The sequence below is a fragment of the Pseudoduganella sp. RAF19 genome, from assembly GCF_052114165.1.
Taxonomy (GTDB): domain Bacteria; phylum Pseudomonadota; class Gammaproteobacteria; order Burkholderiales; family Burkholderiaceae_D; genus Rugamonas.
Map to the genome: position 1 here is coordinate 352,470 of NZ_JBFREF010000001.1, position 18,299 is coordinate 370,768.

An 18,299-nucleotide genomic window follows, 5' to 3' on the forward strand; every position below is an offset into this window, starting at 1 on the left:
ACTTCCGTTCCGCCACAGCGTCATTTGGGAGCAAGAATGTTAACGGCCACTTACACCTTGGTTGCCCTGTCGGTAGAACAGGCCAACGTGCGCCTCAGCCTGCTATCGTTCCAGAAATACGTGCAATCGACTTTCCTGCGCCAGCAAAGCCTTACGCTGTCCCAGCTCGAATATGCATGCGAAACCCTGGAGCGCCTGTACCAGGCCTGCCACTGGCGAAAGATCGAACTCTACCTGATTCCCGCATTGCGCGAGGCCACCGAGCAGGCCAACCAATTGCTCGACGAATTGAGTCGCCTGAACCAGAATGCGCTGAGCGTGATCCGCCGGCTGCAAGGGGAGCTTGACAGCGCCGGCATGCGCAGCGAGCAGCAGGTGACCGAAGTTTGCGAGGCAATCGAAGCCTTCTGCGCTGCCATGCTGCAGCGGCTGGAGAAGGAAGAGAAGGAACTGTTTGCGCTGGCACGCAGCGCCATCAGCGGCGAGGCCTGGTTTGCCATCGCCAATCAGTTCCTGGCGCATGATGCGCAGATGGTTGAGGCGCGCCGCGGTCAAAGCGGCCAGCCTTCATTGCCTCCGACGAACAGGAAAGCTCTGGCCGATGCGCGCCGCGCCCTGGCAGCCGTGCGTGAAGAATCGGAGGAGCTTGAACCTGCGCCGGAGCTGCGCTACCACCGTCACCAGCGCCCGGTTGAACGCGCACAAGCGGATCATTGATTCGCTAAGCGGACGGCCATCGGCCGTTCCGCGCCCCGGCGCCCGACAAAGAAGCCGGCGCTGCGCTATGATGGTGGTTTTGATCCATCCATAGCCTATCATGTTCGAATTCCTTTTTAAGCGGCCCGGCGACAAGGGCGCCGACGCGCAGGCAGATGCCCAGCCCCAGGGGCCGGAAGCTGCAGGGAATGGCGCGGCAAGCCCGAACGGCGCAGCGGACAGGCGCGCTGCACAAGCGGAATTTGCGCGCAATCTGGCGGGCAATGAAGACGCTGCCGTCGAACTGATCCTCAATAGCGAATTTGCCGATGTGCGGCTGGCTGCGGCCGAGCATGTGATGTCGCAGATTGCACTGGAAAAAGTGCAGCAGGCCATGCGCAATACGGACCGCCGCGTGGCCAAGCTGGCGCAGGGGCGTCTCGATGCGCTGCGCCACCAGCAGGCTGAACAGAAGCAGGCCGAGGCGTGCATTGCTCTTGCGCAGCGCTTGTTGCAGGAGGAAAAGCTCGCGCCGAATCAGGTAGTGGATCTGGATCGTCAATGGCAGGTGATTGCAGCCACGCCGGAACCGGCAGCGCAGTTCGCCGGGGTGCGCCAGGCGCTGGCGCAGCGGCTGGAGGCGCAAGTGAATCTGCAGCGCGGCATGATCGATGCGCTGGCTGCGCTAAAGAAGTTATCGTCAGCCGCTGACCGCGAGGCTGCGCTGGCTGAGCTGGAACGCCTGGCTACCGAACACGAAGCGCAACTGGCTGCGCCGGAGCACTCCTCGCTGCCACGTCATCTGTTGAATGATTTCGAGCAGGCGCTCGGTGCAGCTCGTACGGCGTTGACGCCGCGCCAGCCTGTGCCCGCGCCGGCGCAAGCGGCGCATGGCGCCTCCGGCGCGCAGCGTTCACCGGCAGCGGCCGTGGCAGTGGAGTCGGCAGCAGCGGCCAAGCCAGGCGAGGCTGCTGCGGCAGACGTAGCGGATGAGCCGGCGGCTGCGCGCACCGGCGCGGAGCTTGCTGGCGTGGAAGCCACGCCTGGGCCGGGGTCCGCTGCCGAACATGCGCCAGACGAACACCCGCCTGTAACGGCTGAAGGTACGGGCGGCGCACCTGCCGCGCCGCGCCAACCGCGCGAAAAGCACAAGCCGAGCGTGGCCGAGAAGGAAGCCAACAAGCACTTTATGGACATAGTCGAGCAACTGGCCGAAGCGCTGGAGCAGGGTCATCTGCACACCGCCGCCGACCTCGACAAGAAGCTGAAGGAAACCAAGACCGGCCGCCTGAACCCGCATCAGGCCGACCGTCTGTCCCATGTGCGCGCCGAGTTGAAGCGCATGAACGACTGGGCGCGCTGGGGCGGCAATGTCTCGCGCGAAGAGCTGGTCAAGGCGGTGGAGGAACTGCCGAAGCAGGGCTTGCCGATGAGCGAACTGGCCAAAAAGGTCAGCGCCATGCGTGAACGCTGGAAGGCACTGGATGGCGTGTCCGGCGCGGCGCCCAAGAGTTTGTGGGAAAAATTCGACGCCGCCTGCACCGCTGCTTACGCACCGGCAGCCGCCCACTTCAAGCATCTGGCCGACGAGCGCCATTCCAACGCAGCCAAGGCGCAAGCCCTGGTCGATGAAGCCAACGCCCTGGTCGCCAAAGACGCCGCGCAGCGCGAAGCCGCCGGCGGCGACCAGGCCGACAGGCGCGACGCGGCCAGCGGCCAGCTGCCGCACACGCACGACTGGCGCACGCTGGCCTCCGCATCGCAGCGTCTGCGCCAGGCCTGGAGCAGGCTCGGCACCATCGACCGCAAGGACAAGAAGCGTCTCGACACCGCCTTCAACAAGGCCATGGATACGCTGATGTCGCCGCTGGATTCCCAGCGCCGCATTGAAGTCGCTCGCCGTGAACAATTAATTGAAGAAGTCGGCAAGCTGAATCCGGCCGACCGTCACACCATCGACACTCTGCGCGGCTTGCAGGAAGCCTGGCAGGAGCACGCCCGCGCGCTGCCGCTGGAACGCAAGGCTGAGCAAGCGCTGTGGCAGAAATTCCGCGCCGCTTGCGACGCCATCTTCGCCCAACGCAAGGAAGCCGCCCACGCTGCCGACCACGAACGCAAAGCCCACTTGCACGAGCGCGAGGCGATTTGCGCCGGGCTGGAATCGGCCACCTTCGAAGGCGAGGACAAAGCCGTGCAGGCCGCCATCGCCAAGGCGCTGAAGGATGCGTCGCAAGCCTGGCATGCATCCGGCAGCGTGCCGCGCGCCGCCGAGCAGAAGATCGAAGCACGCTACCGTGCCGCAGTATCGGCGCTGCAATCGAAGGTAGAGGGCTTGCGCAAGAAGGCCGGCGCCGCTCAGGCCAACGCGCTGCGCGAAAAACTGCGCCTGACTCAGTCGCTGGAAACCGCCATCGCCGCACCGGACGATGTGAATGCCGACGACTGGAACCAGCGCTGGCAAGACCAGCCTGCGCTGCCAAACGATTACGAGCGTACTCTGCGTTCCCGCTTCGATGCGGCTTTGAAAGCGGCAGGCGAGGGCGCATCGGCCCGCTCGGCCTATGCCGGCGAACTGGAAGCCAATCGTTCGCGTCTGCTGTCCGAAGTGCTGCGCCTGGAAATTGCGGCCGGCATCGACAGCGGTCCGGAGTTCGCGCGCGACCGCCTCAAGATGCAGGTGGAAGTGCTGCAATCGTCCCTCAAATCCGGCCAGAAGCCGGGCAGCCACGCGGCCCAGTTCCTGGCCCTGTGCGCCATGCCTGCATTGGCCGATGCGCGCACGGCCAGCCGCATCGAGCAGCTCTTCCGCCGCATCGGTGCGGTGGAGGGCAACCGATGACCGTACGCGTTCAGACCGAAGACTTCGATCTCGCCCAGGAAGTCCAACAACTGCGCGCCGGGAACGGCAAGGTTGGCGGTATAGTCACCTTCGTGGGAACCGTGCGCGACCTGAACGAGGGCGCCAACGTTTCCGAAATGGAGCTGGAGCACTATCCTGGCATGACGGAGCAGTCGATCGAGGCCATCATCGAGCAGGCGAAAGCGCGCTGGCCGATTTATGACGCGCTGGTGATTCACCGCGTCGGCCCGCTGAAGCCGCTGGATCAGATTGTGCTCGTGGCCGTGACCACTTCCCACCGGGGAGAAGCCTTCGCGGCCTGCGAGTTCATCATCGACTACCTCAAGACCGAGGCGCCGTTCTGGAAGAAGGAGCAGACGCCGGAGGGTGCACGTTGGGTGGACGCCCGCGTCAGCGACGATCAGGCGCTGAAAAAATGGGAAATGTGATTCTCGTCACAAATTCCTCTTGAAAACTCGTCGCTCAGCCCAATTTTGTCGTAGAGATAATTTAGGAGCGTGAGATGCGCCAAGACAAACTAACGACGAAGCTTCAGGAAGCGATTGCCGACGCCCAGAGCCTGGCGGTCGGCAACGACAATCAATACATCGAACCGGTCCACCTGCTGGTCGCCCTGCTGAACCAGGACGACGGCGGCGCGCGCTCGCTGCTGCAGCGCGCGGGCGTCAACGTGGGGGGGCTGAGCAATGCGCTGAAATCGGCGCTGGACCGCTTGCCGAAAGTGTCCGGCACGGGCGGCGACACCCAGGTCAGCCGCGAATTCGTGAACATGCTGAACCTGGCGGACAAGGAAGGCCAGAAGCGCGGCGACCAGTTCGTGTCCAGCGAAATGGTGCTGCTCGCCCTGACCGACGACAAGTCGGAAGCGGGCAAGCTGTCGCGCGAAGCAGGCCTCACCCGCAAATCGCTGGAAGCGGCCATCGACACCGTGCGTGGCGGCGGCAAGGTCGATTCGCAGGAAGCGGAAGGCCAGCGTGAAGCGCTGAAAAAATACACCCTCGACCTGACCGAGCGCGCCCGCATGGGCAAGCTGGACCCGGTGATCGGCCGTGACGACGAGATCCGCCGCGCCATCCAGGTGCTGCAGCGCCGTACCAAAAACAACCCGGTGCTGATCGGTGAGCCGGGCGTGGGCAAGACCGCCATCGTGGAAGGCCTCGCCCAGCGTATCGTAAACAACGAGGTGCCGGATTCCCTGCGCGGCAAGCGCGTGCTGTCGCTCGATATGGCGGCTTTGCTGGCCGGCGCCAAGTACCGCGGCGAATTCGAGGAACGCCTGAAGTCCGTGCTGAAGGAACTGGCGCACGACGAAGGCCAGACCATCGTCTTCATCGACGAACTGCACACCATGGTTGGCGCGGGCAAAGCCGAAGGCGCCATGGACGCGGGCAATATGCTCAAGCCTGCGCTGGCGCGCGGTGAGCTGCATTGCCTCGGCGCGACCACGCTGGACGAGTACCGCAAATACATCGAGAAGGATGCTGCGCTGGAGCGCCGCTTCCAGAAGATTCTCGTCGACGAGCCAAGCGTGGAGGCGACCATCGCCATCCTGCGCGGCCTGCAGGACAAGTACGAGCTGCACCACAAGGTGGAGATCACCGACCCTGCCATCATCGCGGCGGCCGAGCTCTCGCATCGCTACATCACGGACCGCTTCCTGCCCGATAAGGCGATTGACCTGATCGACGAAGCTGCGTCCAAGATCAAGATTGAGATCGATTCCAAGCCGGAGGTGATGGACAAGCTGGAACGCCGCCTGATCCAGCTGAAGATCGAGAAGGAGGCTGTCAAGCGTGAGAAGGACGAAGCTTCGCTGCGCCGCCTCGACCTGATCGACGAGGAAATCGCCAAGCTGCAGCGCGAGTACAACGACTACGAAGAAATCCTGAAGGCCGAGAAGGCCAATGTGCAGGGCACCACGCACATCAAGGAGGAAATCGAAGCGATCAAGCAGCAGATGGAAGAGGCCACGCGGGCGTCGAACTGGCAGCGCGTCTCCGAACTCCAGTACGGCAAGCTGCCGCAGCTTGAGGCGCAGCTGAAACAGGCCGAGGCCATCGGCGCGAATGCACAGGCCAGCGACAAGCCGAAGCTGCTGCGCACCCAGGTGGGCGCGGAAGAGATTGCGGAAGTGGTGTCGCGTGCGACGGGCATTCCTGTGTCGCGCATGATGCAGGGTGAGCGCGACAAGCTGCTGCATATCGAAGAGAAGCTGCACGAGCGCGTGGTAGGGCAGGACGAGGCGATCAACGCGGTGGCAGATGCCATCCGCCGTTCGCGCGCCGGCCTGGCGGACCCGAACCGTCCGTATGGTTCCTTCATGTTCCTCGGCCCGACCGGTGTCGGTAAGACGGAGCTGACCAAGGCGCTGGCGTCCTTCCTGTTCGACACGGAGGAATCGCTGATCCGCATCGACATGAGTGAGTTCATGGAGAAGCATTCGGTGGCCCGCCTGATTGGCGCGCCGCCGGGATACGTAGGCTATGACGAAGGCGGCTACCTGACGGAAGCCGTGCGCCGCAAGCCTTACAGCGTGATCCTGCTGGACGAGATCGAGAAGGCACACCCGGACGTGTTCAACGTGCTGCTGCAAGTGCTGGATGATGGCCGCATGACCGATGGCCAGGGCCGCACGGTGGACTTCAAGAACACGGTGGTGATCATGACGTCCAACCTCGGTTCGCAGAAGATCCAGTCGCTGGATGAATCCGATCCGGGCGTGGTGAAGCTGGCTGTGATGGCCGAGGTGCGCGGACATTTCCGCCCCGAGTTCATCAACCGTATCGACGAGATCGTGGTGTTCCATGGACTGGACGACAAGAACATCGGCGCGATTGCCAAGATCCAGCTGCATATCCTGGAGCAGCGTTTGAAGCGCATGGATATGGACCTGGTGGTGACGGAAGACGCACTGCAGAAGATCGCCGAGGCGGGCTACGATCCGGTGTATGGCGCGCGTCCGCTGAAGCGGGCGATCCAGCAGCAGATCGAGAATCCGCTGTCCAAGCTGATCCTGGAAGGACGCTTCGGCCCGAAGGATACGATCAGCGTCAACGCCCAGGGCAACGAGCTTGTCTTCGCCAAGGCCTGACCTGGCAGCCCGCCTCGCGTTCCTGCGCGAGGCGGAGCGTCTCAAGAACGTGCTGCGCAGCGGCCACACCTCCGGTGGCCGCCGCGAGAGCACGGCCGAACATAGCTGGCGCTTGTGCCTGATGGCGCTGACCTTTGCCGACCAGCTGCCGGATCTGGACATGCTGAAGGTGCTCAAGCTGTGCATCGTCCACGACCTTGGTGAGGCGATTCACGGCGATATTCCCGCCATCGAGCAGCACGCCCATCCGGACAAGAGCGCGCAGGAGCGCGAAGACTTGCTATTGTTAAGCTCATCGCTGGATGAAGCCATGCGCGCGGAAGTCCTGTCGCTATGGGATGAATACGAAGCGGCGGCCACGCCCGAAGCGCGTGCGGTGAAGGCCTTTGACAAACTGGAGACAATGCTCCAGCATAACCAGGGTGCGAATCCGCCGGATTTCGACTATGACTGGAATCTGGGCTACGGCACGAAGTACACCACAGGCAGGCCCGTGTTCGATGAGCTGCGTGCGCTGATCGACGAAGAGACGCGGCATCACGTTCGTACGCGCCAGCATAAGGAACCTTCCGCATGACTCCCGTTCATCAATTCATCGAATCTTACTGCGCCGCCGTACTGGCGAAAGATGTCCAGGCTTTTGCCGCGCTGTACGATGATGACGTGGAAGTGTTTGACATGTGGAGCAACTGGTCGCAGCAAGGCATCGAAGCCTGGCGCGGCATGGCCGAGCAGTGGTTCTCGTCGCTTGAGGACGAGACCGTGGTGGTGGCGGCCAACGAAATCTCCTGCACCGAAGGCGCCGATCTTTGTATCGGCACCGCCATCCTGACCTACACCGCGCGCTCTACGTCCGGCGAAACCCTGCGCTCGCTGAGCAACCGCCTCACGGTCGCCATGCGCCGCCACGGCGACGGCTGGCAAGTCATCCACGAGCACACCTCGGCGCCAATCCATCACCAGACCACCAAGGCCATCCTGCGCTACTCGCGCGACGTGTGACAATCCGCGCACTTCTGGCGTCCGCGAACCGGTATATTTATCCGGTCCTGTTGATGCGAGAGTCCGATGAAAAAGCTGGTCGATCATCAGATGCAGCAAGAACCGGTTGGCGGTTCGTGAACATGATGCGGCTTTTTGCGCTGGCGCTTCTGATTGCTTGCGGCGGCGCGGCTGCGCAGGATTGCGACCCGCGGCCATTTCCGCTGACGCTGTCCAAAGCCGATGCGCGCATGGAGAAGGAGGGGCAGAAATATCCGCCAGAAATCACGCGTATCAAAAATGGCGTGATTGCCTACACCATTTCCATCGCGCTCGTCGGGGCGCTGTACAAAACCTGGCTGGCCTACGATTTCGACCGCGCCATCTTTATCGCGGTCGATGGTTTCAGCTACGACGGCAAGCCGCCCAGGCCGCCGAAGCGTCCGCAGCGAAATCAGCTCTTTCGCTATGTCAAAGACGACCAATTGAATCGCGCCGAGATGGTCACCGTGATCAAGGCGACGTCTGCACAAGCAAAAGAAGTCGCCTGCCAGGCTAACCGCATTGTTAGCGTTACTGAACGCGATAACTCGCCACCGGACCGCGGTCCGCTCATCGATCACGTCCAGTTTGCCTTTCACGTCATTCGGGATGGAAAGCGGGTTGCCAAGGAGGCGCCGGCGGCGAGGCCGCTGAAAGATCAACTCAGCAGGCTGCTGCATACCACACTTAAAATCGAGCCGATGTGATTCAGGCGCGCTTGTGGAAGAAGGCGGTCGGGGTGGAGCCGAAGGTTTTCTTGAACATGGCGGAGAAGGCGGACTGGCTGGCGTAGCCGAGTTGATCGGCGACTTGCGACAAGGGCACGCCGCGGGCGATGAGCGGCGCAGCGTGCGCCAGGCGCACTTGCTGGCGCCATTGGCTGAAGCTTAAACCCAGCTCTCGTTCGAACAGGCGGGCCAGCGTGCGCTCGGAGGCGCCGACCTGGCGTGCCCAGTGCTCCAGCGTTTGCGGCGAACCGGGCTCGTTGAGCAGGCTGGCGCAGAGCGTCTTCAGGCGCTTGTCGGAGGGCAGGGGAACGCGGATCGGGCGTGTGGCGCTGCGCGGCAGCTCGTCCAGAATCAGCTCGGACAGCAAGCGGGAACGTGGCGACTCGTCGCCAAAGCCCATCTGCTCCAGCGCCTCGATCGACTCGCGCAGCAGGGGCGACACCTCGACCACCTCCAGATTGCGCGCGAACGGCGAGCGCGCCATGTCCACGCACAGCAGGCGCATGCTCGCCGCTTCCAGCACGGTCACCTCATGCATGGTGCCGGCTTCGATCCAGATCGCCCGCAGCGGCGGCACAATCCAGCTGCTGTTGGCGGCGGACACGCGCAGCACGCCTTCCAGCGCGTAAGTGAACTGGCCCCAGGTGTGGGCGTGGGCGCCGGTGAATTCCGCGGCATCCAGTTCGCGCGCCACCACAGTGACGGGGCGGGTATCCGTCGGCTCTTCGCGGCTGGGTGCGACTCCTACATGGCGGCTGGCAGCTGGCATGGCAGATTCTCGACAAATGATGTCAGGCTATCTTAAACCAGACGCAGCGCTCTTGCCTAAACTGTACGGATGAATACAGATAAAGCCCTCCTCAAACAGGATGCCCGCGTGATCGGCCTGGTCGGCCTGGCGCACGGCACCTCTCACTTCTACCACCTGATTCTTGCCGCGCTATTCCCGTGGCTGAAGCCTGCCTTCAATCTGAGTTACGCGGAGTTGGCAATGCTGATGACGGTGTTCTTCATCGTGTCCGGCATCGGACAGGCGCTGGCCGGCTTCGTGGTGGACCGCGTCGGCGCGCGCCGCGTGCTGTTCTTCGGTATCGGCGTGCTGGGTTTGTCGGCTGTGCTGCTGTCGGCGGCCAACAGCTATACGGCGCTGATGCTGGGCGCGCTGGTGGCCGGCGTCGGCAACAGCATCTTCCATCCGGCGGACTACACCATCCTGAACCAGCGGGTATCGAAGGCGCGTCTGGCGCATGGCTTCTCGGTGCACGGCATCAGCGGCAATATCGGCTGGGCCGCTTCGCCGATTCTGCTGACGGCAATTGCGGCTGCGGGCAGCTGGCGCCTGGCCTTGCTGTGCGCCGCGGCGCTGCCGCTGATTGTGCTGGCCATCCTGTTCATCAACCGCGACGCGATCCGCCCCGATCCGATCGGCGCACACGCCGCCTCGCAACAGCAGGGCGGCACGCTGGCTTTCCTGAAGCTGCCATCGGTCTGGATGTGCTTTGCCTTCTTCTTCCTGACGGCGCTGGCGCTGGGCGGTATCCAGAGCTTTGCATCCACCGGACTGGTGAAGATGTATGGCATGTCGTTGACGATGGCAACCAGCGCGTACACGGCGTATATGCTGGCGTCCGCCGGCGGCATGGTGCTGGGCGGTTTCGTCGGCTCAGGCACGCAGAATCACGACCGCACCATCGCTGCCGCCTTTGCGCTGGCCGCGCTGCTGGCGCTGGTGCTGGCGAGTGGAGCGCCGCCTGCATGGATGGCGCTGATCCTTATGGGGCTGATCGGTTTCTTCTCCGGCATTGCGGGTCCATCGCGTGACCTGATGATCCGCGCTGCCGCGCCGAAGAATGCGACCGGCCGTGTGTATGGCGTGGTGTATTCCGGCCTGGATAGCGGCCTGTCGGTCGGCCCGCTGATCTTCGGCCTGATGATGGACGCAGGACGTCCCGCCATGGTCTTTGTCGGCATCGCCCTGTTCCAGTTCATGGCGATTGCCACGGCGGTAGGCGTTGGAGGCAATACTCGATCCACGCGCCTGAAAAGTGCTTAGAATCGAAGGCATTCTTAACGCTAAACAGGACTGACCATGAGCTTCGCCACCACCGATATCTGCGACGACAACCCCGGCCTGCTGGAAGATGGCCGCCTCGCCGTGCTGCCGCCCGTGTTCAAGCACTTCGGCCAGAACATCAAGTTCTCCGGCCCGGCGGTCACGCTGAAAGTCTTTGAAGACAATGTCCTCGTGCGCGCCACGCTGGAAACGCCGGGTAATGGCAGCGTGCTGGTGGTGGATGGCGGCGGCAGTCTGCGCCGCGCCCTGGTTGGCGGACAGCTGGCCGTGCTGGCGCAAAACAATGGCTGGTCCGGCGTGATCGTCAACGGCTGCGTGCGCGATGCTGATGAAATGAATGCCTGCGCGGTCGGTATCCGCGCGCTAGCGACGCATCCGCAGCGTAGCAATCGGAAAGGCGAGGGCGAACGCAATCTGCGCGTGGACATCGCCGGTGTGCCGGTGAGCCCCGGCAACTGGATTTATGCCGATGCCGACGGCATTCTTGTCGCAGAACAGCAACTAGCCTGAGCTTGATCCCCCACAAAACAATGCCCCGCGAGTCGGGGCATTGTTTTTTCTGCCCTTAATTTGTGCATTTTTCACGATGCAAAATGCTGATCTCACGCTTTGAAAAGCGCACAAAATTAAGCAGCGATTTTGCTTTCATGCCTAGAAATGGCGTTCCGTATCATGGAAATTAAAACGTAAGTTATTGATTATTTGTTGAAAATATTTGCTCATATGTCTTATATAAGACTATTGTTGCGCTGAACAACAAAGCATATGATGTCTCTAACGGATTTCGTTTTTCATCTAGCTACCAAGGAGAAGATCATGACAACTCGCGCAGAACAAATCGCAGCATTGCAAAAAGACTGGGACACCAACCCACGCTGGAAAGGCGTCACCCGTCCGTACACCGCGGAAGACGTGGTGCGCTTGCGCGGCTCCCTGCAGATCGAACACACCATCGCCAAGCGCGGCGCTGAGAAGCTGTGGGATCTGGTCAATAACGAACCGTTCGTCAACGCCCTGGGCGCGCTGACCGGCAACCAGGCAATGCAGCAGGTGAAGGCCGGCCTGAAAGCGATCTACCTGTCCGGCTGGCAGGTGGCGGGCGACGCCAACCTGGCTGGCGAAATGTATCCGGACCAGTCGCTGTACCCGGCGAACTCGGTGCCAATGGTGGTTCGCCGCATCAACAACACCTTCCAGCGCGCTGATCAGATCCAGTGGTCCGAAGGCAAAGACGATATCGACTTCTTCGCGCCAATCGTGGCCGACGCGGAAGCCGGTTTCGGCGGCGTGCTGAACGCATTCGAACTGATGAAGTCCATGATCGAAGCGGGCGCATCCGGTGTGCACTTTGAAGACCAGCTGGCTTCCGTGAAGAAGTGCGGCCACATGGGCGGCAAAGTGCTGGTGCCATCGCGTGAAGCGGTTGAGAAGCTGGTCGCAGCCCGCCTGGCTGCCGACGTGATGGGCACTTCGACCCTGGTGATCGCCCGTACCGATGCGGAAGCAGCCGACCTGCTGACTTCCGATGTGGACGAGAACGACCAGCCATTCTGCACCGGCGAGCGCACCGTGGAAGGCTTCTACAAGGTCCGCAACGGCCTGGAGCAATCCATCTCGCGCGCCCTGGCTTACGCGCCTTACGCCGACCTGGTGTGGTGCGAAACCGGCAAGCCGGACCTGGTCTTCGCCAAGAAATTCGCCGACGCCGTGCACGCCAAGTTCCCTGGCAAGATGCTGGCCTATAACTGCTCGCCGTCCTTCAACTGGAAGAAAAACCTGGACGATGCAACCATCGCCAAGTTCCAGAAAGAGCTGGGTGCCATGGGCTACAAGTTCCAGTTCATCACGCTGGCTGGCTTCCACTCGCTGAACTACGGCATGTTCAACCTGGCACACGGCTATGCACGCCGCCAGATGTCGGCCTTCGTGGAACTGCAGGAAGCCGAATTCGCCGCAGCGGAGAAGGGCTTCACCGCCGTGAAGCACCAGCGCGAAGTCGGCACCGGCTACTTCGACGCCGTGACCCAGACCATCCAGCAAGGCCAGTCGTCGACTACCGCCCTGCATGGTTCGACTGAAGACGAGCAATTCTTTGACGACAAGAAGAAAGTAGCATAAGCAATGACAGGTCTCTGACCTGTCCTGAGGCCCGGCGATCCTTGGTTGCCGGGCCTTTTTTACTAGTGATTTTCTGTGTATCTCGCGCGCGTTGCGCGCTGCTACCGTATGCCTCCCATACCAACAACATTACGGAGGATACGATGAAGCATTCAATGACAGCACTTGCTTTGCTTGGCGGCCTGCTGTGGCATGGCGCCGCGTCGGCGGACGTCAGCGGCCAGGCGCGCATGGGCAATATCGGCTTCACGCTGATTGATCTCGATCCGAACGATGGCATCACGCCGGCGCTGACCATGACCCATGTGGGCACGCGCTACGAGAATGACTACGGCTATATCTCGGCCAGCACGCCGAGCGGCAATTACTGGGAGCAGTTCTATCCACCCGCCACGCCCCAGCCGTGGGAATACAGCTATAACCTGAATAACGTTGAGACCGCGCACGTCGCTGTGCTGGGCAGGGATGACTCCTGGAAGCAGAGCGTGGAAGGCGAGGCGCACATCGTGACCAGCCTGAGCGAAAGCCGCGGCCTGAACACATCGATCGAAGGCGACCAGGCGCATTTCACGCTGACGCCGAATACCGGCGTCGCCTTCTACAGCACGGTGCAGATCGAGGCCAGCGTCACGCCGCCGCAGCAGCGCCAGGACTGGTTCGATATCTTCGCCCTGTTCTGGCTGGCGATTGAAGATCCCAAGCAGCCGGATGGCCTGCTGGGCGTGGACCTGGACCTGCAGGACTTCCGGCTGGAAAGCGCGCGCGGTTTCAGCGAAACGCGTGACAGCCTCGATCTGGTGCAGACTTCCTGGTTGAACCGCACCGACCAGCAGCAGGCGGGCTGGGTATCGATGGAAATGTGGATGTACGCGGGCTCCGGCACGCTCGATCCGGTGCCCGAGCCGGCGCATTACGCGATGCTGCTCGCAGGGCTGGCCCTCGTCGGCTGGACCGCGCGCCAGCGCCGCTCGTGAGATAATGGTAGGTCGAATCATCACTCTGCCTTATTCATGTTCAGTTATCGCCACGCCTTCCACGCCGGCAATCATGCCGATGTCCTAAAGCATTTCGTCCTGATCCAGGTGCTCCAGTACCTGAACCAGAAGGACGTCGCCTATACCTACATCGACACCCACGCCGGTGCGGGCGTGTACACGCTGGACAGTGCGCAAGCCACCAAGACGGGCGAATTCGAAACGGGTATCGCGCCGCTGTGGGAGCGTGATGACCTGCCGGCGCCGCTGGCCGAGTACGTAAAGCTGATTAAAGACATGAACCCGAGCGGCAAGATGCGCTTCTATCCGGGTTCGCCTTACTGCGCGGAGAAAGTGGCGCGCGAAGAAGACCGCATCCGCCTGTTCGAGCTGCACCCGTCCGACGCCAAGATCCTGGAAGACAATTTCAATAACCTGGCCAGGCACGAAGCGGCGCAAGGCAAGCGTCCAACAGCGCGCGGCAAGCGCGTGATCGTCAACAAGGCGGACGGCTTCCTGGGCGTCAAAGCGCTGCTGCCGCCGCCGTCGCGCCGCGGCTTCGTGCTGTGCGATCCGCCGTATGAAGACAAGCAGGACTACAAGAAAGTCACCGATATGCTGAGCGATTCGCTCAAGCGCTTCCCGACCGGCACTTATGCCGTCTGGTATCCGGTGCTGCAGCGCATCGAGGCACGCAACTTTGCCGAGCGCATGAAGCATCTGGACGCGAAGTCGTGGCTGAACGTGACGCTGTGCATCAGCACGCCAACGCCGGATGGCATCGCGCTGCACACCAGCGGCATGTTCCTGCTGAATCCGCCGTACACGCTGGAGCCGATCCTGAAGGAAGTGATGCCCTACCTGGTCAAGGTGCTGGGCCGCGATTCGGGCGCCAAGTTCACGCTGGAGAGTGGCGAAGTGACCACAAGTCGCAAAGGCGATGCGAAGCGCGCATAAAAACATTGTCAAGACTGTAAATCGGGTTTAGTCTGGGGGTAATGAGTCCAGCAGTGGGGAAACCCATGACAGCGACATTGCAACAAGAGTTAGCGCCAGTCCCGATGCCTTATGCCAATCAGTTTTTCCTGGCAAGGCAACCTATCCTCAATCGAAACCAGCGGCTCGTCGCTTACGAGCTGCTGTATCGCAACGCTGAAGTCTCCGAAGCCCGCATTACCAACGGCACGCACGCCACCGCGTCCGTGATCGCGCACGCCTCCGAGCTGGGCATGGAGCAGGTGGTGGGCGATCAGCTGGCCTTCGTCAACGTCGATACGGCGGGGCTGATGAGCGATTTCATTCGCTTCCTGCCGAACGATAAAGTCATCCTTGAAGTGCTGGAAACCGTTCAGCCCACGCCCGATGTGCTGGCCCGCTTGAACGAACTGAAGCAGGCGGGCTTCAAGTTTGCATTAGATGATGTGGCCACTGAAACCGAAGCTGTGGCAAAGCTGCGTCCGTTGATGGACGTGATCAAGGTGGACATCAAGCAGATCGCACCGGGCAGCCTGCCTGTGCTGGCGCGCGCGCTGAAAATGCCGGGCCAGAAACTGCTGGCGGAGAAAGTTGAAACGGTCGAGGAATTCCGCGAATGCATGGACCTCGGCTTCGAATACTTCCAGGGTTATTACTTTTCGCGTCCCGTTATCCTGAGCGGCAAGAAGATTGCGCCGTCGCAGATGACCATCATGAATCTGCTCAACCTGCTGAGCAAGGATGCCGATCAGCGCGAGGTCGAGCGCAGCGTGAAGCACGATCCCCTGATCTCGTTGAACTTGCTGCGGCTGGTGAATACGCCGGCCGTCGGCGCGCGCTTCCGCATCAACTCAGTTGGGCACGCATTGATCGTGCTGGGGCGCCGGCAGCTGCAGCGCTGGCTGCAGATTCTGCTGTACGTAAAGGGCGCCGAGTTCGATTCGCCCTTGCTGCAAATGGCCACCACGCGCGGCAAAACCATGGAATTGATGATGGAGAAGCTGAAGCCGCAGCAGCGCGTTGCCGCTGACATCGCCTTCACGGTGGGCATCATGTCGCTGATGGATGCGCTGTTCTCCGTGCGCATGCAGGAGATTCTCGATTGCGTGAACGTGCTGGATGAAGTGCGCGATGCCTTGCTGAAGCGCGATGGCGATTACGGCGATGTGCTGCACCTCATCGAGATGATCGAGCGTGCGCAGGAAGGGCCGGAGCTGACCGGCATCCTGCACAAGCTTGAGCTCGCGCCTTCCGAGCTATACGCGATTCAGGTCGCGGCTTTTGAGTGGGTCAATGACTACGCTCAGGGTGTGCGCTGATCCAGTTATTGCGCCAGTAGCAGGAACACGGTCGGCTTCTTGTGGAAGTCCGGCGCCTTGCCTGCGGTGAGCAGGCTTTTCCACTGCGCTCCCGTCATCGTACGGATGCTTTCCGACGGCAGGCTGATATCGGTCGCGACGCAGATCAGCGTGGTGCCATTGCAGCTGTTCACCAGCGCTTCCAGCATGGCCGCATTGCGGTAGGGCGTTTCGATGAAGAGCTGGGTCTGCTTTTCGTTACGCGAGCGCGCTTCCAGGTCCTTGAGACGTTTGGCCCGCGCAGCGGCGTCGGTCGGCAGATAGCCGTTGAAGGCAAAGCTCTGGCCGTTCAGGCCGCTGGCCATTACCGACATCAGGATTGAGCTTGGCCCGACCAGTGGGCGCACGGGAATGCCGTGCTGATGCGCCAGGCGCACCAGGTCCGCGCCGGGATCGGCTACGGCCGGTACGCCAGCTTCGGACAGCAGGCCGGCATCCTGGCCGGCCTTGATCGGCTCCAGCAGTGCTGCCAGTGCGTTGGCCGGCGTATTGACGTTCAGCTCGTTGATGGTGATTTCCTGCAGCGGGCGGGCGAGGGGATGCACGGCGCCGACCAGCTTGAGGAAGGCGCGCGCAGTCTTGGCGTTCTCGGCCACGAAGTAGGGCAGTTGCGCGGTCAGAGCCTGCACGTGCTCGGGAATGACGTGGTTCAGCGCTTCGGTGGCGCCGAGGGTGTTGGGAATCAGGAAGAGTGTGCCGGTCATTTCTTTTATTTAGGTAAACCGAAACAAAGTGGCTGCCACGATGTGGCAGCCACTAGGTTTGCTTGGGTTGGAAAAAGCGCACGCCAGCGGCGCGCAGCATGCCGGTCAGGGCGATCAGGGGCAGGCCGGTGAGGGCGGTCGGGTCGTTCGAGTCGATGCGTTCCAGGATCGCGATGCCGAGCGCCTCGTTCTTGGCGCTGCCGGCGCAGTCGTAAGGCTGTTCGATGCGAAGATAGGCATCCAGCTCCTCATCCGGCAGGTCGCGGAACTTCACCACGGTCCGGATGTCTTGTAGCTGGTGTGTGTTGTTGCGTCCATCCCACAGGCACAGCGCGGTATGGAAGATGACTTCGCGGCCACGCATTTTCTGCAATTGGGCCAGGGCGGCGGCGTGATTACCGGGCTTGCCGATCTGTTCATCATCCAGTGTCGCGACCTGATCGGAGCCGATGACGAGGGCGTCCGGATGGCGCGCTGCTACTGCGGCTGCCTTCTCGCGCGCCAGGCGCAGGGCGGTGGCGGATGGGGTCTCGCCGGGCAGGGGAGATTCGTCGATATCCGGCACATCCACTTCGAACGGCAGTTGTAGCCGCGACAAGAGCTCACGGCGGTAAGCCGAGCTGGAAGCGAGGATGAGTTGAGTTGTTTTCATCAGGGAAATGTTATATGCTCTCTGCGCCGTCCAAATGCCGCGAAAAATCGCGCAAGTCTTTGACGTGGCGGGGAAAATCCTGTTATTATCGCAGGTTTTCGAGGGAAAATTTAGCCAATGAACGCTTTTGAGATCGACGCTTTTGAATTCTGTCGGACCAACAGCACCCGCGAAGGCGTAACGCCTGTGGCTGAAATGACCCGATTGAGCAAGGATTGTGCTGACACTTCCGGTGAGATTTCCTGGAAAGCTGAAGGCGGCACAAGCAAACAGGGTTACCCGCAGCTGCGCCTGACCGTTGCCGGCAAAGTGCGACTGGTGTGTCAGCGCTGCATGACCCCGTTTGAATACGAAATGGATTCCTCCACCCTGCTGATGCTGGGTAAAGATGATGAGGAAGCCGACGAAATCGAGGCAATCATCGACGACGAAAGCATCGACGTTATCGTCGGCACCCGTTCGATGAACCTGATGGATCTGATTGAAGACGAGGCCCTGCTGGCCTTGCCGCAAGCGCCGAAGCACGAAGTCTGTCCTGACACTTCGCTGCTCGACAAAGCGAAAAGCGCGAAGGAGTCGCCCTTCGCCACCCTCAAGGGTTTGAAAGCGGATCAATAAGTATTTTGTAGGGCGGGTCATTGACCCGCCATGTAAAGAACGTGTCAAAACGCGTGTAGTCATCGAGTATTGGCATGGGAGTAGCAGTACGTGGCGGCCGATTTGCCGCTTGGATACTCGATACGCATGTTTTTGCGCATCGGATGTGTTAAAATCTTAGAACTTTAGTATTAGGAGTCATCATGGCAGTTCAACAGAACAAGAAGTCCCCATCGAAGCGCGGCATGCACCGTTCGCACGATTTCCTGGTTGCACCGAACCTGGCCGTTGAGCCAACCACCGGTGAAACCCACCTGCGTCACCATATCAGCCCGAACGGCTTCTATCGTGGTCGCAAGGTTCTGAAGACCAAAAACGACGAGTAATCGACGTTTTTGCTTCGGCCTAGACAAAGCGGTGCTGCGCAGGTTTTCTGTCGTCGCGCCGCT

Annotated in this window: 18 protein-coding genes; 15 read left to right on the forward strand and 3 right to left on the reverse strand. The window is 61.5% G+C overall.

What is annotated here, in order from left to right; all coding sequences use genetic code 11:
• The first annotated feature begins 36 nt into the window (after window positions 1-36).
• From AB4Z19_RS01740 to AB4Z19_RS01770, 7 genes are all read left to right on the forward strand, one after another.
• Complete coding sequence (locus tag AB4Z19_RS01740; RefSeq protein WP_442028052.1) at window positions 37-717, forward strand: hemerythrin domain-containing protein; 681 nt, start codon at window positions 37-39, stop codon at window positions 715-717.
• 100 nt (window positions 718-817) lie between these two features.
• Window positions 818-3,535 carry a DUF349 domain-containing protein gene (locus tag AB4Z19_RS01745; RefSeq protein ID WP_442034043.1) on the forward strand — a complete coding sequence of 906 codons (2,718 nt, stop codon included), beginning with the start codon at window positions 818-820 and terminating at the stop codon, window positions 3,533-3,535.
• Complete coding sequence (gene moaE / locus AB4Z19_RS01750; RefSeq protein WP_442029506.1) at window positions 3,532-3,984, forward strand: molybdopterin synthase catalytic subunit MoaE; 453 nt, start codon at window positions 3,532-3,534, stop codon at window positions 3,982-3,984. The genes AB4Z19_RS01745 and moaE overlap by 4 nt, the downstream gene beginning before the upstream one ends.
• A gap of 74 nt (window positions 3,985-4,058) precedes the next feature.
• A complete protein-coding gene (gene clpB, locus AB4Z19_RS01755) occupies window positions 4,059-6,647 on the forward strand; it encodes an ATP-dependent chaperone ClpB (RefSeq protein ID WP_442034045.1) in 2,589 nt (862 codons plus the stop codon).
• Window positions 6,628-7,224: an HD domain-containing protein gene (locus AB4Z19_RS01760; RefSeq protein ID WP_442029041.1), complete on the forward strand. Its 597-nt coding sequence runs from the start codon at window positions 6,628-6,630 to the stop codon at window positions 7,222-7,224. Before clpB ends, AB4Z19_RS01760 begins: the two co-directional genes overlap by 20 nt.
• Window positions 7,221-7,649 (forward strand): YybH family protein, encoded by a 429-nt coding sequence (locus AB4Z19_RS01765; RefSeq protein WP_442034046.1) that lies wholly within the window; start codon window positions 7,221-7,223, stop codon window positions 7,647-7,649. Before AB4Z19_RS01760 ends, AB4Z19_RS01765 begins: the two co-directional genes overlap by 4 nt.
• Entirely contained in the window at window positions 7,646-8,377 is a 732-nt protein-coding gene (locus AB4Z19_RS01770; RefSeq protein ID WP_442034047.1) for a hypothetical protein, read from the forward strand. Before AB4Z19_RS01765 ends, AB4Z19_RS01770 begins: the two co-directional genes overlap by 4 nt.
• 1 nt (window position 8,378) lies before the next feature.
• Here AB4Z19_RS01770 and AB4Z19_RS01775 read toward each other — a convergent pair whose 3' ends face one another.
• Window positions 8,379-9,167 (reverse strand): AraC family transcriptional regulator, encoded by a 789-nt coding sequence (locus AB4Z19_RS01775; protein WP_442034048.1) that lies wholly within the window; start codon window positions 9,165-9,167, stop codon window positions 8,379-8,381.
• Window positions 9,168-9,236: 69 nt separating this feature from the next.
• Here AB4Z19_RS01775 and AB4Z19_RS01780 point away from each other — a divergent pair, with 69 nt between their 5' ends.
• From AB4Z19_RS01780 to AB4Z19_RS01805, 6 genes are all read left to right on the forward strand, one after another.
• On the forward strand, window positions 9,237-10,451 hold the full coding sequence (locus AB4Z19_RS01780) for an MFS transporter (protein WP_442034050.1): 1,215 nt from the start codon (window positions 9,237-9,239) through the stop codon (window positions 10,449-10,451).
• 36 nt (window positions 10,452-10,487) lie between these two features.
• The gene (rraA, locus tag AB4Z19_RS01785; protein WP_442034052.1) at window positions 10,488-10,982 is read left to right on the forward strand and encodes a ribonuclease E activity regulator RraA; all 495 of its coding nucleotides are present in this window, start codon (window positions 10,488-10,490) and stop codon (window positions 10,980-10,982) included.
• A gap of 306 nt (window positions 10,983-11,288) precedes the next feature.
• The gene (aceA, locus tag AB4Z19_RS01790; protein WP_442034054.1) at window positions 11,289-12,590 is read left to right on the forward strand and encodes an isocitrate lyase; all 1,302 of its coding nucleotides are present in this window, start codon (window positions 11,289-11,291) and stop codon (window positions 12,588-12,590) included.
• Window positions 12,591-12,745: 155 nt separating this feature from the next.
• Window positions 12,746-13,564, forward strand: coding sequence for a PEP-CTERM sorting domain-containing protein (locus AB4Z19_RS01795; protein ID WP_442029198.1), 819 nt, complete (start codon window positions 12,746-12,748; stop codon window positions 13,562-13,564).
• A gap of 36 nt (window positions 13,565-13,600) precedes the next feature.
• On the forward strand, window positions 13,601-14,521 hold the full coding sequence (locus AB4Z19_RS01800) for a 23S rRNA (adenine(2030)-N(6))-methyltransferase RlmJ (protein ID WP_442029197.1): 921 nt from the start codon (window positions 13,601-13,603) through the stop codon (window positions 14,519-14,521).
• Between the two features lie 65 nt (window positions 14,522-14,586).
• Window positions 14,587-15,858, forward strand: coding sequence for an EAL and HDOD domain-containing protein (locus AB4Z19_RS01805; protein WP_442034056.1), 1,272 nt, complete (start codon window positions 14,587-14,589; stop codon window positions 15,856-15,858).
• Window positions 15,859-15,863: 5 nt separating this feature from the next.
• On the opposite strand, the gene AB4Z19_RS01810 is transcribed toward AB4Z19_RS01805, so the two are convergent.
• Window positions 15,864-16,601, reverse strand: a complete 738-nt coding sequence (locus AB4Z19_RS01810) for an SAM-dependent methyltransferase (protein ID WP_442034057.1) — start codon at window positions 16,599-16,601, stop codon at window positions 15,864-15,866.
• Between the two features lie 52 nt (window positions 16,602-16,653).
• Window positions 16,654-17,253: a Maf-like protein gene (locus tag AB4Z19_RS01815; protein ID WP_442029099.1), complete on the reverse strand. Its 600-nt coding sequence runs from the start codon at window positions 17,251-17,253 to the stop codon at window positions 16,654-16,656.
• 117 nt (window positions 17,254-17,370) lie between these two features.
• Between AB4Z19_RS01815 and AB4Z19_RS01820 the strand changes: the two genes are divergently transcribed.
• Window positions 17,371-17,871 carry a YceD family protein gene (locus tag AB4Z19_RS01820; RefSeq protein ID WP_442029098.1) on the forward strand — a complete coding sequence of 167 codons (501 nt, stop codon included), beginning with the start codon at window positions 17,371-17,373 and terminating at the stop codon, window positions 17,869-17,871.
• A gap of 182 nt (window positions 17,872-18,053) precedes the next feature.
• Window positions 18,054-18,236, forward strand: a complete 183-nt coding sequence (rpmF, locus tag AB4Z19_RS01825) for a 50S ribosomal protein L32 (protein ID WP_028104096.1) — start codon at window positions 18,054-18,056, stop codon at window positions 18,234-18,236.
• Window positions 18,237-18,299: the final 63 nt, after the last annotated feature.

What these genes read in the sequence shown, in the direction of transcription:
- AB4Z19_RS01800 (WP_442029197.1), top strand. Translation starts at nt 13,601, where the DNA reads ATGTTCAGTTATCGCCACGCCTTCCACGCCGGCAATCATGCCGATGTC.
- AB4Z19_RS01795 (WP_442029198.1), top strand. Translation starts at nt 12,746, where the DNA reads ATGACAGCACTTGCTTTGCTTGGCGGCCTGCTGTGGCATGGCGCCGCG.
- aceA (WP_442034054.1), top strand. Translation starts at nt 11,289, where the DNA reads ATGACAACTCGCGCAGAACAAATCGCAGCATTGCAAAAAGACTGGGAC.
- AB4Z19_RS01805 (WP_442034056.1), top strand. Translation starts at nt 14,587, where the DNA reads ATGACAGCGACATTGCAACAAGAGTTAGCGCCAGTCCCGATGCCTTAT.
- AB4Z19_RS01780 (WP_442034050.1), top strand. Translation starts at nt 9,237, where the DNA reads ATGAATACAGATAAAGCCCTCCTCAAACAGGATGCCCGCGTGATCGGC.
- AB4Z19_RS01820 (WP_442029098.1), top strand. Translation starts at nt 17,371, where the DNA reads ATGAACGCTTTTGAGATCGACGCTTTTGAATTCTGTCGGACCAACAGC.
- rpmF (WP_028104096.1), top strand. Translation starts at nt 18,054, where the DNA reads ATGGCAGTTCAACAGAACAAGAAGTCCCCATCGAAGCGCGGCATGCAC.
- moaE (WP_442029506.1), top strand. Translation starts at nt 3,532, where the DNA reads ATGACCGTACGCGTTCAGACCGAAGACTTCGATCTCGCCCAGGAAGTC.
- AB4Z19_RS01740 (WP_442028052.1), top strand. Translation starts at nt 37, where the DNA reads ATGTTAACGGCCACTTACACCTTGGTTGCCCTGTCGGTAGAACAGGCC.
- clpB (WP_442034045.1), top strand. Translation starts at nt 4,059, where the DNA reads ATGCGCCAAGACAAACTAACGACGAAGCTTCAGGAAGCGATTGCCGAC.
- AB4Z19_RS01745 (WP_442034043.1), top strand. Translation starts at nt 818, where the DNA reads ATGTTCGAATTCCTTTTTAAGCGGCCCGGCGACAAGGGCGCCGACGCG.
- AB4Z19_RS01810 (WP_442034057.1), bottom strand. Translation starts at nt 16,601, where the DNA reads ATGACCGGCACACTCTTCCTGATTCCCAACACCCTCGGCGCCACCGAA.
- AB4Z19_RS01815 (WP_442029099.1), bottom strand. Translation starts at nt 17,253, where the DNA reads ATGAAAACAACTCAACTCATCCTCGCTTCCAGCTCGGCTTACCGCCGT.
- AB4Z19_RS01775 (WP_442034048.1), bottom strand. Translation starts at nt 9,167, where the DNA reads ATGCCAGCTGCCAGCCGCCATGTAGGAGTCGCACCCAGCCGCGAAGAG.
- AB4Z19_RS01765 (WP_442034046.1), top strand. Translation starts at nt 7,221, where the DNA reads ATGACTCCCGTTCATCAATTCATCGAATCTTACTGCGCCGCCGTACTG.
- rraA (WP_442034052.1), top strand. Translation starts at nt 10,488, where the DNA reads ATGAGCTTCGCCACCACCGATATCTGCGACGACAACCCCGGCCTGCTG.